This window comes from Rhizobium sp. P28RR-XV (genome assembly GCF_012641385.1).
Classification (GTDB): domain Bacteria; phylum Pseudomonadota; class Alphaproteobacteria; order Rhizobiales; family Rhizobiaceae; genus Rhizobium.
The window spans coordinates 233,843-250,425 of sequence record NZ_JABAIG010000004.1 but is presented as its reverse complement, the minus strand read 5'-3'; the positions used below and the strand labels follow the sequence as shown (position 1 = coordinate 250,425).

At 61.2% G+C, this 16,583-nt stretch carries 17 protein-coding genes, 1 tRNA gene and 1 pseudogene; 12 read left to right on the top strand and 7 right to left on the bottom strand.

All coding sequences use genetic code 11. The features are described from left to right. Positions 1 to 30: 30 nt before the first annotated feature. Both HGP12_RS10635 and HGP12_RS10630 read right to left on the bottom strand, forming a co-directional pair. Positions 31 to 672: a DUF1007 family protein gene (locus HGP12_RS10635; protein WP_168839846.1), complete on the bottom strand. Its 642-nt coding sequence runs from the start codon at positions 670 to 672 to the stop codon at positions 31 to 33. 199 nt (positions 673 to 871) lie between these two features. Continuing rightward, a tRNA-Gly gene (locus tag HGP12_RS10630) sits at positions 872 to 946 on the bottom strand. A 244-nt stretch (positions 947 to 1,190) separates the two neighbouring features. Here HGP12_RS10630 and HGP12_RS10625 point away from each other — a divergent pair. The 4 genes from HGP12_RS10625 (at position 1,191) to HGP12_RS10610 (ending at position 3,930) form a co-directional block, all read left to right on the top strand. Further along, positions 1,191 to 1,700: a prolyl-tRNA synthetase associated domain-containing protein gene (locus tag HGP12_RS10625; protein ID WP_168839847.1), complete on the top strand. Its 510-nt coding sequence runs from the start codon at positions 1,191 to 1,193 to the stop codon at positions 1,698 to 1,700. A 159-nt stretch (positions 1,701 to 1,859) separates the two neighbouring features. Next, a complete protein-coding gene (gene trxA, locus HGP12_RS10620; RefSeq protein ID WP_168839848.1) occupies positions 1,860 to 2,834 on the top strand; it encodes a thioredoxin in 975 nt (324 codons plus the stop codon). 237 nt (positions 2,835 to 3,071) lie between these two features. Beyond that, on the top strand, positions 3,072 to 3,731 hold the full coding sequence (locus HGP12_RS10615; protein ID WP_168839849.1) for an LON peptidase substrate-binding domain-containing protein: 660 nt from the start codon (positions 3,072 to 3,074) through the stop codon (positions 3,729 to 3,731). Positions 3,732 to 3,741: 10 nt separating this feature from the next. Next, the gene (locus HGP12_RS10610) at positions 3,742 to 3,930 is read left to right on the top strand and encodes a Trm112 family protein (protein WP_069614795.1); all 189 of its coding nucleotides are present in this window, start codon (positions 3,742 to 3,744) and stop codon (positions 3,928 to 3,930) included. Between the two features lie 44 nt (positions 3,931 to 3,974). Here HGP12_RS10610 and HGP12_RS34440 read toward each other — a convergent pair whose 3' ends face one another. After that, positions 3,975 to 4,100, bottom strand: coding sequence for a hypothetical protein (locus HGP12_RS34440; RefSeq protein ID WP_281408215.1), 126 nt, complete (start codon positions 4,098 to 4,100; stop codon positions 3,975 to 3,977). Further along, a complete protein-coding gene (locus HGP12_RS10605; protein WP_246703314.1) occupies positions 4,097 to 4,495 on the bottom strand; it encodes a hypothetical protein in 399 nt (132 codons plus the stop codon). The genes HGP12_RS34440 and HGP12_RS10605 overlap by 4 nt, the downstream gene beginning before the upstream one ends. Before the next feature lie 134 nt (positions 4,496 to 4,629). On the opposite strand from HGP12_RS10605, the gene HGP12_RS10600 reads away from it, so the two are divergent. Next, a protein-coding gene (locus HGP12_RS10600) for an IS630 family transposase (RefSeq protein WP_168843334.1) occupies positions 4,630 to 5,572 on the top strand; the annotation gives its coding sequence in 2 pieces (ribosomal slippage) (positions 4,630 to 4,965 and positions 4,967 to 5,572; 942 coding nt in all). Positions 5,573 to 5,616: 44 nt separating this feature from the next. On the opposite strand, the pseudogene HGP12_RS10595 reads toward HGP12_RS10600, so the two are convergent. Next, positions 5,617 to 6,834 (bottom strand): annotated as a pseudogene (locus HGP12_RS10595) (ubiquinone biosynthesis hydroxylase); the annotation flags it as partial. Between the two features lie 80 nt (positions 6,835 to 6,914). Between HGP12_RS10595 and tesB the strand changes: the two are divergent. The 6 genes from tesB (at position 6,915) to HGP12_RS10565 (ending at position 14,506) form a co-directional block, all read left to right on the top strand. Beyond that, a complete protein-coding gene (gene tesB, locus HGP12_RS10590) occupies positions 6,915 to 7,799 on the top strand; it encodes an acyl-CoA thioesterase II (RefSeq protein WP_168878742.1) in 885 nt (294 codons plus the stop codon). A gap of 214 nt (positions 7,800 to 8,013) precedes the next feature. Further along, positions 8,014 to 8,364 (top strand): P-II family nitrogen regulator, encoded by a 351-nt coding sequence (locus HGP12_RS10585; protein ID WP_034509110.1) that lies wholly within the window; start codon positions 8,014 to 8,016, stop codon positions 8,362 to 8,364. A 27-nt stretch (positions 8,365 to 8,391) separates the two neighbouring features. After that, positions 8,392 to 9,759, top strand: a complete 1,368-nt coding sequence (locus tag HGP12_RS10580; RefSeq protein WP_168839852.1) for an ammonium transporter — start codon at positions 8,392 to 8,394, stop codon at positions 9,757 to 9,759. A 274-nt stretch (positions 9,760 to 10,033) separates the two neighbouring features. Continuing rightward, positions 10,034 to 12,706 (top strand): DNA translocase FtsK, encoded by a 2,673-nt coding sequence (locus HGP12_RS10575; RefSeq protein ID WP_168839853.1) that lies wholly within the window; start codon positions 10,034 to 10,036, stop codon positions 12,704 to 12,706. Between the two features lie 137 nt (positions 12,707 to 12,843). Further along, positions 12,844 to 13,506, top strand: coding sequence for an outer-membrane lipoprotein carrier protein LolA (locus HGP12_RS10570; RefSeq protein ID WP_168839854.1), 663 nt, complete (start codon positions 12,844 to 12,846; stop codon positions 13,504 to 13,506). Between the two features lie 196 nt (positions 13,507 to 13,702). Beyond that, positions 13,703 to 14,506 carry an exodeoxyribonuclease III gene (locus tag HGP12_RS10565; protein ID WP_168839855.1) on the top strand — a complete coding sequence of 268 codons (804 nt, stop codon included), beginning with the start codon at positions 13,703 to 13,705 and terminating at the stop codon, positions 14,504 to 14,506. 116 nt (positions 14,507 to 14,622) lie between these two features. Here HGP12_RS10565 and HGP12_RS10560 read toward each other — a convergent pair whose 3' ends face one another. Further along, positions 14,623 to 15,078 (bottom strand): cyclic nucleotide-binding domain-containing protein, encoded by a 456-nt coding sequence (locus HGP12_RS10560; protein WP_168839856.1) that lies wholly within the window; start codon positions 15,076 to 15,078, stop codon positions 14,623 to 14,625. A gap of 9 nt (positions 15,079 to 15,087) precedes the next feature. Then, positions 15,088 to 15,771 carry a response regulator transcription factor gene (locus HGP12_RS10555; protein WP_092717256.1) on the bottom strand — a complete coding sequence of 228 codons (684 nt, stop codon included), beginning with the start codon at positions 15,769 to 15,771 and terminating at the stop codon, positions 15,088 to 15,090. A gap of 148 nt (positions 15,772 to 15,919) precedes the next feature. Between HGP12_RS10555 and HGP12_RS10550 the strand changes: the two genes are divergently transcribed. Beyond that, positions 15,920 to 16,468, top strand: coding sequence for a L,D-transpeptidase (locus HGP12_RS10550; protein ID WP_168839857.1), 549 nt, complete (start codon positions 15,920 to 15,922; stop codon positions 16,466 to 16,468). Positions 16,469 to 16,583: the final 115 nt, after the last annotated feature.

Here is a 16,583-nt window from a genome sequence, read left to right as displayed (position 1 = left end):
GCGGCGCTTCCGGCGCGCCGTAACGCGGGATCAGCAGTCGACTTCCAGCCGCGTCGCCACGAGCAGCGAATAGTCCGTGCCCTTCGGATCGCTGAAGAACATGCTGGTGAGAGCGGCCTGGTTCTCCGCCATGACTTCCTTGGGATTGGGCCTGATCACCTTGCGCTTGCAGCGGCCGAGGGCCGGTCCCGACATGGTCATATCGTTGTCGGTGGCGAAATCGACCGCTGTGTAAAGCGTCTTGTCGTAGATTCCGAAGATCGTCGTCCCCTTGAGGAAGGTCTTCTGCTGCGGCTTCAGCGAAAAGGTGAGGATCAGCGAACCATTCTTGTAGTCGGCCTCAACCACGTCCGGCTTGGCCATCGGCACGGCTTTGCCGTTGCTGGTGACGTTTGTATAGTAACCGTATTGCGCCAGCGAATCCCTGACCGTCTTGCCCACGGCCTTGAGTTCGCTTGCGGTGAGCGTCTGGTTGCCGCCCTTGTCGTAATCCATAAGCACGGAGGAGGAGAATACCTCGTCGAAGTTCCAGACGTTGCGCAATTCGCTGAGCGAGCCGTCAGGCGCGGCGATGACCTCGAATTTGGCGTCGATGAAAATATGCGGATGGGCAAGCACAGGCGCCGGCAGAAGCGACAGCATCGCAATCAGCAGGGAAATCTTTGTTTTCATGCGCGCAATACCACGCTCCATCAGCCCATTTGATGCTCAGACCTGAACGCCAAATGAGACTGATTTGAGACCCCGGCGCGCGTTGGGCAAGGCATGGATTCGGGAAGGAAACAGGAATATCGAAACCTGTCTTTTCGGAACAGGCAGCCTTTAGCCTGGGCTGTGGCCTCTTCTTTTCAAATACGGCGTTTTGGAAAACTGGAGCGGGCGAAGGGATTCGAACCCTCGACCCCAACCTTGGCAAGGTTGTGCTCTACCCCTGAGCTACACCCGCTCATTCCCGTCGCGATCCGGGGTAGTGTGTTGGACCGCTGGGCGTCGTCTTGCGGCGACGGGCGCTATATGGCCTAACCGTTTTTCAAATGCAACAGGGAAATGACGAGTTCGCGAAGAAAAATTCCGATGCCCTTGCCGCGATTGCCTGAAAGCCCGGAAACGCCGGGCTTTGTCGTCTGGAAGATTGCAATGAAATTGTGGGCGACGTATCAGGGGCGAACCATTTTTGATTGCGAGACGTCATGACCGAGACCAGCCCGAAAACCCGCGACGATCTTCTCCGATTCCTGGATGGACTCGGCATTGCCCATACGACCAAGGACCACGCTCCCGTCTTCACCGTCGCCGAATCGGTGTCGCTGCGTGACGAGATCCCCGGCGGCCATACGAAGAACCTGTTCGTGAAGGACAAGAAGGACAATTTCTTCCTGTTGACCGTCGAGGAAAACGCCAGTGTCGATCTGAAGACCGTGCATACGCTGATCGGCGCGGCGAGCAAGGTATCCTTCGGCAAGCCGGAAAAGCTGATGGAATATCTCGGCGTCATCCCTGGTTCTGTGACGGCCTTCGGCGCGATCAACGATACGGCGAGCAACGTGACCTTCGTCCTCGATGCCGATCTGATGGCGCATGACATCGTCAATTGCCATCCCCTGTCGAACGATGCGACGACGTCGATTGCCAGCGCCGATCTGCTTCGCTTCATGGAGGCGACGGGTCATGCGCCGCTAGTCTTGAAAGTGACGAACTAACGTACGATTTTAGCGCTAAGATCATGGCGGGCGGCTTCTCCTCGGATTGTCCGATCGTCTTGACCATTCCATCGGGCGTGCTGCCGGGCGGACCTTGCGGGACCGTTTGGGAAGCATGCCATTCATAAGATCAAGGATGCCGGCAGGCGGGAGACACTCATGAGCGGTCCGAACAACCCCTATAACGCTTCCTTCGGCGGACAGATGTCGGCCACGGCATCCTACGGCGCCACGCCCGCCGCAGGCGGCGCTGCGCCGATCAAGGATACCACGACGGCGACCTTCGCCAAGGACGTCATCGAAGAGTCGCGCAAGCAGCCGGTGCTCGTCGATTTCTGGGCGCCCTGGTGCGGTCCATGCAAGCAGCTGACGCCAGTTCTCGAAAAGGTCGTCACCGAAGCCCAGGGCCGCGTCAAGCTGGTCAAGATGAACATCGATGACCATCCGTCGATCGCCGGCCAGCTCGGCATCCAGTCGATCCCGGCTGTTATCGCCTTCGTCGACGGCCGTCCGGCCGACGGCTTCATGGGTGCGGTTCCCGAAAGCCAGGTCCGCCAGTTCATCGATCGTCTCGGCGGTCCCGCCGGCGGTGCCGACGATCAGGCGGCGGAGATTGCCGCTGTTCTCGAAGAGGCAAGCGGCCTGCTCGCCGCCGGCGACGTCAATGGCGCTGCCGAACTCTTCGGCGCGGTGCTGCAGGCCGACCCCGAAAATGCCAAGGCGCTTGCCGGCATGGCGGAATGCATGATCGCCGCCGGCCAGAACCAGCGCGCCCGCGAGGCGCTTGCCGATCTGCCGGAGACGCTCGCCAACGATGCCGGCATCCAGGCCGTGGTCAAAAAGCTCGACCAGATCGACGAGGCCCGCAAGCTCGGCGATCCCGTCGCGATCGAGCAGGAACTGGCCGCCAATCCCGACAATCACGAGCAGCGCGTCAAGCTCGCCAAGATCCGCAATGTCGAAGGCAAGCACGAAGAGGCGGCAGAGCACCTTCTGACGATCATGCGGAGGGACCGAGGCTTCGACGATGACGGCGCGCGGCGCCAGCTCCTGGAATTCTTCGAGGTTTGGGGTCCGAAGGATCCGGCCACGATCGCGGCTCGCCGCAAGCTGTCTTCGATCCTTTTTTCCTGATAGGCCTATTTTGCGGATGACCATGACGATCGCGCGAAACCTTTCGCGCGATCGCTTGTTAGACGAAAGCAACCCGGAGGCGTCATCGGTCGCGGCGCGGCTAGAATGCTCTTGTGTTTTCGGCAGATGAGCCCACATTGTCAGCTGACGCGGCGCGGGATAGGCGCGACCGCGAGTGTGTCGTTCCTGTGCGGCCCACTGCGGCGGGCAGCGCAGTGATCTAGCGGGATGGAAGAGATGCAAGTCGGTAATGCCAGATATCTGAAGCCGAGCGATCTGCCGGAATCGGTGGTTGTTTTTCCCCTGTCCGGTGCGCTGCTGCTGCCCGGCGCGCAACTCCCGCTCAATATCTTCGAGCCGCGCTATCTCGCCATGTTCGATGCCGCCATCGCCGGCAACAGGCTGATCGGCATGGTTCAGCCCGCTCTTTCCGAACCGGCCGAGTCCTCCAATCTCTCGCATGTCGGTTGTCTCGGGCGCATCACGTCCATCGCTGAAACCGGCGACGGACGCTATATCGCCGCGCTGACCGGCATATGCCGCTTCCGCCTGATGGATGAAATCACCGGACACCAGCCCTATCGCACATTCCGCATCACGCCCTTCATCTCCGACCTCAAATCCCATCACGAGGAGGATACGGTGGATCGCACGGCGCTGCTTTCGGCTTTCCGGGCCTATCTAGAAGCCAACAAGCTCGAGGCGGATTGGGAAAGCGTCGAACGGGCCGACAATATGATGCTGGTCAATTCGCTGTCGATCATGGCGCCCTTCGATCCGGCGGAAAAGCAGGCTCTACTGGAGGCGCCGGACCTGAAGACCCGCGCCGAAACCTTCATCGCCATCGTCAAGATCGTGCTGGCCGGCGCCGGCGACACCGATTCCGTGATGCAATAGGAGCCTGGCGATGGATGTCACGGTCAGCAAGGTGGATCCGAAACTGCTCGATCTGCTCGTCTGCCCGCTCACCAAGGGGCGGCTGAGCTATGACCGGGAAAAGAACGAGCTGATCTCGGAAAAGGGGCGGCTCGCCTATCCGATCCGCGATGGCATTCCGATCATGCTGATTTCAGAAGCGCGCCGCATCGAGGATTGAGGCTGGTTTTCTTTTGGAATTCGAAGCAGAGGTTACCCATTTTCTCAGAGATCAGTTTTGTCGCGATGCATGCGGCGTTGTCGCAGCAAGAGGCCGAGAAGCGCGCAGAAGGCGAAGATCGAGATCGCAAAGGCCAGCCATAGGGCGGCACCGGGACCGGCAGACGTCATGATGGCGCTGAATACAGGCGGTGCGACGGCAAAGGAGAGGTTGAGGGGACGGCCAGCTGCGCCGATGCGCGAGCATAGGCGCCGGCAGGGAAAATCTGCAGCGGCAGCGTGGCGCGGGTGACGGCGGTGATGCCGCTAGCAATGCCGGAGAGCATAGCGAAAAGCATGGCGCCGCCGAAGCTGCCGGTCAGCAGAAGAACGATGAAGCTCAGCGGAAAAAGGGCCGCGGCGGCAAGGCCGGTGACGAAGCCTGACCAGCGCCGGCCGCCGAGGAAATCGGCCATCCGCCCCGCCCATTGTGCAATCCCGATGAAGGCCGCGGCTGTCAGCGCATTGGCGTGATCGAGACCCGCGGCCTCAAACAGAATGATGACCGTCAGGGCATTCGCTGCCATCTTGCAACGGCCATGATCGCAGTGGACCGCTGAAATACGTGCCTAGAGCACGCTTCGATTTCTCAGAATCGCAGGTTCGCAAATCAGCTGAGATATGATTCTCTGTTCCTACCGGGAAAGGACGGTCGGCAGGGATGACCCAACCATATTCCGAAGATCTTCGCGAACGGGCGATGGCGCGCTTGAATGCCGGAGAAACGATACGATCGATCGCAGCAGCACTTGCGATCGCTCCCTCGTGTGTTTCGAAGTGGAAGAAGCGCCTTGCAGAGACCGGCGCTCTCACTCCAGGCCGCGTCGGCGGGCGCAAGCAGCGGACCTTGTCCGGCGAGCGGGCCGACTGGCTGCGCCAACGCTGTCGATCCGGCCCGTTCACGACGCGGGGCCTTGTGGCGGAACTGGCCGAACGCGGCATCAAGACCGAGCGACGCGCCGTTTGGGTGTTCGTCCGGGCCGAGGGCCTGAGCTTCAAAAAAAACGGTTCTGCCGGCCGAGCAGACGCGGGTGGATATCGCCAGGAAACGGTTGCGTTGGAAGATCCATCAACGGCGGATCGAAGCGCGGCGGCTGGTCTTTCTCGATGAGACCTGGATCAAGACCAACATGGCGCCCCTCAGGGGGTGGGCACCGCGTGGCCAACGCCTATGTGCTGCGGTCCCGCACGGGCATTGGAAAACCCTGACCTTCATTGCCGCCTTGCGCTGCGATCGCATCGATGCCCCTTGGGTCATCGATGGGCCGATCAACGGCGAGCTCTTTACCCTCTATATCCAGAGGATCCTCGTACCCACGCTCGCCAAGGGCGACATCGTCATCCTCGACAATCTCGGCAGCCATAAGGGCCAAGCCGTCCGTCGTGCCGTCCGGGCCGCAGGCGCCCACCTCTTCTTCCTGCCGCCTTACAGCCCGGATCTCAATCCCATCGAGCAAGTCTTTGCGAAGCTCAAGCACCTGATCAGGAGAGAACAACCTCGCACAGTCGAAGCGACATGGCGCAAGGCTGGTGAAATGCTCGACTGCTTCTCGCCAGCCGAATGCGCTAACTATCTCACAAACTCAGGATATGCTTCCGTATGAAAGCAGCAGGCTCTAGCGAATCAGTCGATTTCGGTCCTCGCCCCTCAAATCGCCTCGCCCGCAAGCAGTCGCGGATTATCCTTGGCAGTGGTCCCGGCTGCCTGGCCGATGAAGAAGGATTTGAGGTTCGGCAGGCGGTCGACGATCCCGAGCCCGAAGTCGCGGGCGATGCGCAGGGGCGTGTTATCGTTGGAGAACAGCCGGTTCAGCACGTCGGTCGTCACCCCCATGCGGAAGGTGTCGAAGCGGCGCCAGGTCTGGTAGCGCTCGAGGATATTGATCGAGCCGATATCGAGGCCGAGGCGATCGGCCTCGACGATGGTTTCGGCAAGCGCCGCCACATCCTTGAAGCCGAGATTGAGGCCCTGGCCGGAGATCGGGTGGATGCCGTGGGCGGCGTCGCCCGCCAGCGCAAAGCGCGGCGCGACGAAGGCGCGGGCAAGCGTCAGGCCGAGCGGGAAGGCGCGGCGCTCGCCGACCGTGCGCAGCGCGCCGAGCTTATGGCCGAAGCGGCGTTCCAGTTCCTCCTCGAAAAGGAGGTCGTCGGAGGCGATCAGCCGTTCGGCGTCCGGCGTGCGCTCCGTCCAGACCAGCGAGGAGCGGTTGTTCTTCAGCGGCAGGATGGCGAAAGGGCCGGAGGGCAGGAAATGCTCCTCGGCACAGCCACCGTGCGGCCGCTCATGCTCGACGGTGACGACGATGCCAGACTGGCCGTATTCCCAGTTGACGGTCTTGATGCCCGCCATGTCGCGCAGCTTGGAACGCACGCCGTCGCAGGCGACCAGGAGCCGCGTTTCCAGCGTGCTGCCATCGGATAGGGTGAGGGTGGTCTTGGCGTCGTCGGTGACGAATCCGGTGGCGCTGAGGCCATGCTGGATCGGGATGCCGAGACGCTCGCAGGCGCCGCGGAGCGCCCCGACCATGGTCAGATTCGGCACCATATGGGCGAAGGGCTCACCTTCGGCCACTTCGCCGTCGAAGGTGAGGAAGACCGGGCGTACGGGATCGCCGGTGCGCGAATCGGTGACGATCATGCGGGTGATCGGTTCGGCCTCCGGCGCGATCTCGTCCCAGACGCCGAGAACAGCCAGCATCTTCGAGGCGGCCGCAATGACCGCCGATGCCCGCATGTCCTTCTTCCAGGCGGTTTCGGGCGCCGCCTCCACGATCATCACGTCGAGGTGGGGGGCTGCCTGCTTGACTGCGACCGCCGCGGCAAGACCCACATATCCGCCACCCACTACCAGCATGTCCAACATGACGCTTCCCCGTGTCTTACTGTCACTTCCTGCTCTATATAGAACATCCTATTCGTGGTTCCTACCATTGGAGTTCAAGCAAAATGTCGCGAGAGAGCGAGAAGCCCACCCCGATGGAAACCGTGCTTGCGACGCTCGATCTGGAAACGATCGAGATGAACCTGTTTCGCGGCAATAGTCCGCAGGTTGGCTGGCAGCGCGTCTTCGGCGGGCAGGTCATCGGCCAGGCGCTGATGGCGGCGCAGAGAACCGTGGATGGCGATCGCTTCGCGCATTCGCTGCATGCCTATTTCATGCTGCCGGGCGACCCTTCGGTTCCAATCCTCTATCAGGTCGACCGCCTGCGCGACGGTTCCAGCTTCAATACGCGGCGCGTCCTCGCAATCCAGCACGGCAAGGCGATCTTTGCGCTGACGGCTTCCTTCCAGCTCGACGAGCCCGGTTTCGATCACCAGGGCGACATGCCTGATGTGCCGATGCCGGAGGAACTGATGGACGAGGAGCAGGTGAAGCAGCGTTATCTCGCCCACGCGCCCGAGAACGTGCGCCGTTACTGGGAGCGCAAGCGGGCGATCGAAATCAGGCCCGTTTCGATCGAGAGCTATTTCTCCCGCTCGCAGCCAAGCCAGTGGCAGAATATCTGGATCCGCCCGACCGGGCCGGTGCCGGACGACCGGCTCAACCAGAATGCCGTGCTTGCCTATCTCTCCGACATGACGCTGCTCGACGTTGCCCTCAATGCGCATGGCACATCGGTTCTCGATCCAAGCATCCAGGTGGCGAGCCTCGACCATGCCATGTGGTTTCATCGCCCGTTCAAGCTCGACGACTGGCTGCTGTATAGCCAGGAAAGCCCCAGCGCTTCCGGCGCGCGCGGATTTACCCGCGGCAGCCTGTTTACGCGCTCCGGTGTCCTGATTGCGTCGGTGGCGCAGGAAGGCCTGATTCGTAAAAAGGCAAATGATTAAATAAAAGGCAAATTTATAAATTTGCACCTTATTTGTGCGATTGACGTCGCGCAAATTGCCGCTTTATTGGCTTTGTGTAATAAATCCATTATATTTCAACAGGTTATAAATGTGTCACGAATCTGGCACGTCCTTTGAATGTGTATGCCCAGTCGCTGCAGAAACACTCGTCGGCGGCAAGGAGAGTCGGCTCCGTGCCGAGGGTAAACAAAGGATGGGAAACCAGATGAAAATTGTGATGGCCATTATCAAGCCGTTCAAGCTCGATGAGGTCCGTGAGGCCCTCACGGCTGTCGGCATCCAGGGCCTGACTGTGACCGAAGTGAAGGGCTACGGGCGCCAGAAGGGGCATACCGAGATCTATCGCGGCACCGAATATGCCGTCAGCTTCCTGCCGAAGCTGAAGATCGAGGTCGCAGTCGCATCCGAAATCGTCGACAAGGCCGTCGAGGCCATCGCGTCGGCCGCCAAGACAGGCCAGATCGGCGACGGCAAGATCTTTGTCTATTCCATTGACCATGCCGTGCGCATCCGTACGGGCGAAACCGATTCAGAAGCGCTGTAAGACACGGCCGATCAGGGAGTTATTTGCATGTCATTTTCTAAGCTTTCCTCCACCTTCGCACGGGTGGGCGCGCTTTCTGCGGCGCTGCTTGCGCCGGCGATCGCCTTCGCGCAGGAGGCCGCTCCGGCCGCAGCCGCTGCGACTGCTGCCACTCCGGTTCCCGATAAGGGCGACACCGCCTTCATGTTCATCTCCACCATTCTCGTGCTCTTCATGCTCGTGCCGGGTCTTGCGCTGTTCTACGGCGGTCTCGTCCGTGCGAAGAACATGCTCTCGGTCCTCATGCAATGCACGATGATCGGCGCCGTCGTGATGATCATTTGGGTTCTCTACGGCTACTCCTTCGCCTTCGGCGGCGGCACCAGCCCCTATTGGGGCGGCACGGCCAAGATGTTCCTGTCGGGCGTTTCGACCTCGACGACGGCTGCGACCTTCTCCAAGGGCGTCGTCATCCCTGAATTCATCTTCATGCTGTTCCAGATGACCTTTGCCGCCATCACGCCGGCCCTGATCATCGGCGCCTTTGCCGAGCGCATCAAGTTTGGCGCGGCCGTGCTCTTCTGCGCGCTGTGGGCGACCTTCGTCTACTTCCCGATCGCTCACATGGTCTGGGATTCCAACGGCATGCTCTTCAAGATGGGCGCTCTCGACTTCGCAGGCGGCACCGTCGTTCACATCAATGCCGGTATTGCAGGCATCGTCGGCGCCATTCTCGTGGGCAAGCGCGTCGGCTTCGGCAAGGACATGATGGCTCCGCACTCCATGACGCTGACCATGGTCGGCGCATCCATGCTCTGGGTCGGCTGGTTCGGCTTCAACGCCGGCTCGAACCTCGAAGCGTCAGGCGGCGCGATGCTCGCGACCGTCAACACCTTCATCGCAACAGCCGCCGCCATCATTTCCTGGTCGCTGGTTGAAACCTTCACCCGCGGCAAGGCCTCCATGCTCGGCGGCGCTTCGGGCATGGTTGCCGGCCTCGTCGCCATCACGCCTGCCGCCGGCATCGCCGGCCCGATGGGTGCGATCGTCATGGGCCTCATCGTTTCGCCGCTGTGCTACTTCTTCGTCTCGGTCGTGAAGAACAAGTTCGGCTACGACGATACGGCTGATGTCTTCGGCGTACACTGCATCGGCGGCATCTTCGGCGCCATCGCAACCGGCATCTTCGCCAGCGCCTCGCTCGGCGGTGTCGGCTATGCCGAAGGTGTCACCATGAGCAGCCAGGTCATGGTCCAGCTGACCGCCGTCGTCACCACCATCCTGTGGTGCGGCATCGGCTCCGCAATCCTCTATAAGGTCGTCGACGTCATCATCGGCCTGCGTGTCGCTCCGGAAGCCGAGCGCGAGGGTCTCGATCTCGCCTCGCACGGCGAAGCCGCCTACCACAATTCCTGATCGGAGCTTGCGATGCCGGGGCAAGGCTCCGGCATCGCTAAACGTCCCGTCGCGACCTGTTTCATTGCAAATAGGCCGCTTTTGGCCCGAACCCCGGTTCGGGCCTTTTTTGTTTGTAGAGCTCAGCGGGCGGTAAAAAATCGGCGATATATCGAGCTGGAGCGCATGGTTAACATGCCATTAACCCTCCTCTGATTAGGTAGCTCTAACCTGCCGGCGAGTGGGCATTAGACCGATTCGCTTGCGCTATCGACAAGGAACGGGGCTGGATATCATGGGCAGAAGCAATTCGGCGGCGTTGAGCGGTCGGCCTGACCGTTTATCGCTATCGAGTGTGGTTTGGCGTCAGGTCAAGGGCCTGGCGGGCTTCGCATTGCTGTTCCTATCGGCGCTCGCCGTGGCGGCGCTGGCGACCTGGAACGTCATGGATCCCAGCTATTCCTACGCAACGGCCAATGCGCCGACCAATCTTCTCGGTTTTCCTGGTGCTGCCTTTGCCGACATCATGATGCAGTCGCTCGGCCTTGCCTCGGTGCTGGCGCTGCTGCCGACCGTTGCCTGGGCCTTCGCGCTGATTTCCAATCGCAAGCTTCACCGCGTGCCGTCGCGGCTCGGCGCCTGGTTCGGCGGCTGCATCGTCGCGGCCGGCTCGATCGCCTGCTTTCCGGCTCCGCCGACCTGGCCGATCCCGAACGGCATCGGCGGTGTGGTCGGCGATCTTCTCCTGCGTTTTCCCGCCTTGTTCATCGGTACCTATCCGAGCGGCGTCGTGGCCACGATCATCGGCTCGCTTCTCGCCGTTCCGGCCCTCTGGCTTATGCTCTTCGCCTCCGGCGTGATCGGCGAAAGCCTGGTCGAGGATGAAGAGGGCGAGGAGGATTACGAGGAAACGCGCAGCCGCGCCCGCCGGGTGGGCGATGAAGACGAGGACGACGATCGCGGCGGCTTCCTCAGCAATTTCCTGGCCTTCGGTGCCGTCATGCATGCCTGGTACAATACCCAGGCCCGCCTTCGCCGCCTGTTCGGCATGGGTCCGCGCAAGCGCCGCGACCACGCCTTCGATGCGCCCTATGATTTCAACGACGACGAATTCGGGACGTTGAACGAGCCTGTGCGCGCCAAGGCGCCGGTTGCTCGCGGCGATCGTCTCGAGCCGTCCATGGATGGTCCGGCGGCACGCCGCGTGGTTTCCGCGCCGTCGATCAGCCTCGGCGATGACGAGGATGAAGACGAGGATTCGATCTATGATCGTGATCCGCCGCGTCCGGCCGGCATCCTGCCCGACGACGAGGATGATGACTGGCCGTTGACTGCGACCTCACCGAGGGAAGCTGCCGCCGGTCATCGCGTCACTCCGACCGCGCCGCGGCCGAAGCCCGGCGCGCGGGCCGAGCGCGAGGCACAGACCTCCTTCATCCGTCCCTATGGCTTCCAACTTCCGGCCGTCCACCTGCTGGCCGAACCGAAGGCCGTCGCCCGCGATGCGACGCTTTCGGCCGATGCGCTGGAGCAGAATGCCCGCATGCTCGAAGGTGTGCTGGAGGATTTCGGCGTCAAGGGCGAGATCATCCATGTCCGTCCCGGCCCGGTCGTCACGCTTTACGAGCTGGAGCCGGCGCCCGGCATCAAGTCCTCGCGCGTCATCGGCCTTGCCGACGATATCGCCCGCTCGATGAGCGCGATCGCCGCCCGCGTCGCCGTCGTTCCCGGCCGCAATGCAATCGGCATCGAGCTGCCGAACTCGACGCGCGAAACGGTCTATCTGCGGGAGCTCATCGCCAGCCGCGATTTTGAAAGCTCGAAGGCCAAGCTGGCCATGGCGCTCGGCAAGACGATCGGCGGCGAGCCCGTCATCGCCGATCTTGCCAAGATGCCGCATCTGCTTGTCGCCGGCACCACCGGCTCGGGCAAATCCGTTGCCATCAACACCATGATCCTGTCGCTGCTCTACCGCATGACGCCTGAACAGTGCCGCCTGATCATGATCGACCCGAAGATGCTGGAACTCTCCGTCTATGACGGCATTCCGCACCTCTTGTCGCCCGTCGTCACCGATCCGAAGAAGGCCGTCGTCGCGCTCAAATGGACCGTCCGCGAGATGGAAGAGCGCTACAAGAAGATGTCGAAGATCGGTGTGCGCAACATCGACGGCTTCAATTCCCGCGTCGAGCAGGCCGTTGCCAAGGGCGAGGCGATCAGCCGCACGGTGCAGACCGGCTTCGACCGCCAGACCGGCGAGGCGATCTACGAGACGGAAGAATTCGACCTGAAGCCGATGCCCTATATCGTCGTCATCATCGATGAAATGGCCGACCTGATGATGGTCGCCGGCAAGGATATCGAAGGCGCGGTGCAGCGCCTGGCGCAGATGGCGCGTGCTGCCGGCATCCATGTTATCATGGCAACGCAGCGTCCGTCGGTCGATGTCATCACCGGCACGATCAAGGCGAACTTCCCGACCCGCATTTCCTTCCAGGTGACGTCGAAGATCGACAGCCGCACCATCCTCGGTGAGCAGGGCGCGGAACAGCTGCTCGGCATGGGCGACATGCTCTACATGGCCGGCGGTGGCCGCATCCAGCGCGTCCACGGCCCCTTCGTCGCCGATGGAGAGGTGGAAGATATCGTCGCCTATCTGAAGACGCAGGGCGCGCCGCAATATCTCGATGCCATCACCGCCGATGACGATGAAGACGATGACGGCCATGGTCCGGCAGGCACCGCGAATCTCGCTGATTCGGAAGACCCTTACGATCAGGCGGTCGCGATCGTTCTTAACGACGGCAAGGCCTCGACCTCCTACATCCAGCGCCGTCTCGGCATCGGCTACAACCGCGCCGCTTCGCTGATCGAGCGCATGGAGGAGGAAGGTGTGATCGGTCCGGCCAATCATGCCGGCAAGCGCGAGATTCTCGTTCCCACCAAGGCCGATATTCTGGATCGCTGAGGCCACAGGTCCTTTTCGCGTCGCATGTCCCGGCTATGCTCAGGGAAATTTGATCGCGGCCCACAACCGAACATGGGCCGTTGCGCCATGAAGACGCCGATTTTGCGCGCCATGGACACAGCATGAAGGAGAATTCGATGACAAAGTTCGATGCGCAGCCGTCCAGCCGATTTTCCCTGACCCGCCGGCATTTCCTCGGCGCCGTGGTCGCGGTCGGCGCGGCAGGCGCTCTACCGGTTTCGGCCCTTGCCCAGGCCCAGGCCGAGGCGGCTGCAGCCACCCTCAATCCCGGTATCGCCCAGGCCATTGCCGATCATTTCTCGTCCATCAAATCGATGAAGGGCGGCTTTCTGCAGATCGGTCCGCGCGGCGATCAGATGAGCGGCACATTCTTCATCCAGCGGCCGGGCAAGATGCGCTTCAACTACGATCCGCCGTCCCGCATGCGCGTTATCTGTGACGGCAACAACGTGCAGGTCATCAACGACCAGACGCAGACGAGAAACATGTATCAGCTGTCGAAGACGCCTCTGAGCCTGCTGCTTGCCAACAAGATCGATCTTTCCGCCGACATGGTCCGCGATGTCGATTCGAAGCCGGATCTCACCAAGATCACGCTCGGCAACCGCACCGTCTTCGGCGATTCCACCATCACGATGATCTTCGATTCGAAGTCCTACGACTTGCGCCAATGGACCGTGATCGATCCGCAGGGCAAGACGACCGATGTGATCATCAACAACGTGAAGACCAATGTCGCTTTCGACGACAGCGTTTTCCGCATCGATTATACCCGCTGATCGCCCTCTCTACATTCTGCCGCGGGTAAGTGCCGAATGGTGCTTTCCTTTCCGTTGCCGCCGGTCTAAAGCCTTAGCCTGACTGGGGCGTTTCGCGGAATCGCCGAACCGCTCCAGCTGTCTGTTTTGACGCAATTCCGGACGGAAAACCGCTGCGCACTTTTCCTGGAATTGTTCTTGGGGAAAGGCTTTGGGCATGGGTTTATCGATTGCGACCTGGAACATCAACTCGGTGCGGCTGCGCATGCCCATCGTCGAGCAGTTCGTCTTGCAAGCCCGGCCCGACATCCTCTGCCTGCAGGAAACCAAGGTTCCGAACGAGCTTTTTCCCTATGCTCCCCTCCGCGCCCTCGGCTACGAACACATTATCGTTCACGGCCAGAAGGGCTACCATGGCGTTGCGATCGCATCGCGCATCCCGCTGAGCGAGGATCACCGGCAGGATTATTGCAATGTCGGCGATAGCAGACATATTTCGGCGATCTTCGAGCGCGGCGGCCGGCGCGTCCGCCTGCATAATTTCTATGTTCCGGCTGGCGGCGACGAACCGGATCGGGCCATCAATCCGAAGTTCGGCCACAAGCTCGATTTCATCGAGGAAATGAAGCGGCTGCATGCCAATGCCGAGCAGAACACCTCCGCGATCCTCGTCGGCGATCTCAATATCGCGCCGCTGGAGCATGACGTCTGGTCGCACAAGCAGCTATTGAAGATCGTCAGCCATACGCCGGTCGAGACCGACGGGCTGATCGAGGTGATGAAGCGCGGCGCCTGGCTCGACCTGATGCGGCAGCACGTGCCGGAAAACGAAAAGCTCTATACGTGGTGGAGCTATCGCGCCAAGGATTGGGAGGCCGCCGACCGTGGCCGCCGCCTCGACCATATCTGGTCATCCTCCGATCTCGGTCCGCATCTGCAGCGGATCGAGATCCTGAAGGCGGCGCGCGGCTGGGATCGTCCGTCCGACCATGTGCCTGTCACGGCGCATTTCAATCTCTAGGGGATTGGGCGCGGGCTAGATGTTTCCGCTTTTCTTCGAATCGCGAAAACGCTTTAGCCTTTTGTTTCCTCGCAATTCCGGACGGGAAACCGCTATGCACTTTTCCTGAAATTGCTCTAGGAGAAGCGGCCGAGCAATGCGGCCGCTTGCCGGGCAAGTGCTGCAAAGTTTTCGCGAATGCGATTCTGGATCAGCAGGCCGGCATCGGGGTATTCCTCGATCAACCGGTGGAAGAGGGCGCGCGTGATGCGGATCACGTCGGAATCCTCGGCGGCAACAGCCGTATATTTCCGCTCCACCAGTGTCACCAGCGCGAGTTCCGAAAGCATTGTGCCGGCCTGGACGACGGCTTCGACCTGCTTCTGCCCGCCCGCATCGATGGTGCTCAGCTCAAAACTGCCGCGTGTTACGACATAGGCGCATTCGGCGGGGGATTTTTCCCTGAACAGCGTCTGGCCTTCGTTCACATGGCGGCGATCGGCACCGAAGGCGATCAGCCGCAGCGGCTCATCGCCCATGCCGTGAAACAGCGGCAGTTGCGATAGCAGTCGGATATCGTCGTTCAGTGCCATATGTGCGGCCTACGGAATGATCTTGTAGCCGCCGTTTTCCGTCACCAGGATCTCGGCATTGGAAGGGTCGCGCTCGATTTTCTGGCGGAGACGGTAAACGTGGGTTTCGAGCGTATGGGTGGTCACGCCGGAATTATAGCCCCAGACTTCTTCGAGAAGGATATCGCGGGTCACGACCTTCTGGTCGGCGCGATAGAGATAGCGGATGATGGCCGCTTCCTTCTCCGTCAGGCGGATCTTCTGTCCGTCTTCCGTGGTCAGCAGCTTCTGGCTCGGCTTGAAGAGATAGCGGCCGACGGTAAACGTCGCGTCCTCGCTTTGCTCGTGCTGGCGCAGCTGCGCGCGGATGCGCGCCAACAGCACGGCGAAGCGGAAGGGCTTCGTCACATAGTCGTTTGCGCCGGCTTCGAGGCCGAGGATAGTGTCGGAATCGGTGTCATGGCCCGTCAGCATGATGATCGGCGCCTTGAAGCCGTTCTTGCGCAGCAGCTTCACGGCTTCGCGGCCGTCCATATCGGGCAGCCCGACATCCATGATGAGGAGATCGACAGGCACGGTGCGCGCGGTCTGCACGCCTTTCCCGGCGGTCGCTTCCTGCAGGACGTTGAATTCCTCGTAAAGCGACAATTGCTCGACCAGCATCTCGCGAAGGTCGTTGTCATCATCCACCAGGAGAATGGTGCGTGCGGTCATGCCGTTCGGGTCCTCGTTCTAATCCCACCTAAGTCCTACGCCAAATTGCATTTTTAGCAAGTCGCGCCGCAGCCCAGGCTTGGTCGTTTGGCTGAAACTGCTATGATTTCAAATGAAATCACACGCAAAGCAAAAACATGTGAGAAAAATGCAAAAGACAAGGGCGGCGGCGAGGCGGACCGCTTCCACCATCGTCGTGCGCCCTGCGCCGGGTAAGAAAACGCGGGCGCTGGTGCAGGTGGGGCCACTCATCATGCCGGCGGCAATCGGCAGATCGGGGCGCAGCATCTTGAAGCGGGAAGGGGACGGCGCGACGCCGATTGCTGACATGAAGCTGCTTTACGGCTTCACGCGGGGCGATCAAGTCCGCTCCCTGCGGACCTCCCTGCCGATGCAGCGCATCCGCAAGGACATGCTCTGGTGCGACCAGCCCGACAATGCCAACTACAACAGGCTGGTGAAGGCTCCGTTCAAGCCGAGCCATGAGGAAATGCGGCGGGAGGACAGTCTCTACGATGTCTGCCTGGTGATGGATTGGAACGTGCGTTCGCGTCGGCGTCATCGCGGTTCGGCGATCTTCTTCCATCTGATCAGGCCGGGCTACGAGCCGACGGCGGGATGCGTCGCGATCAGCTTTCGCGATATGCGGCGTATCCTCCCCCTGCTGCACAAGGGAACGACTATCCGGGTTGTCTGAGCGGTTGCCGGGGGTTAAAATGCCAGCATCCTCCACTATATGGGTTTTACCGGCCGCCCGCGCGGGGCTTGGCCCGGATCCTTCCTTTCCGAATTTAAATTACGCCTTCACTCCG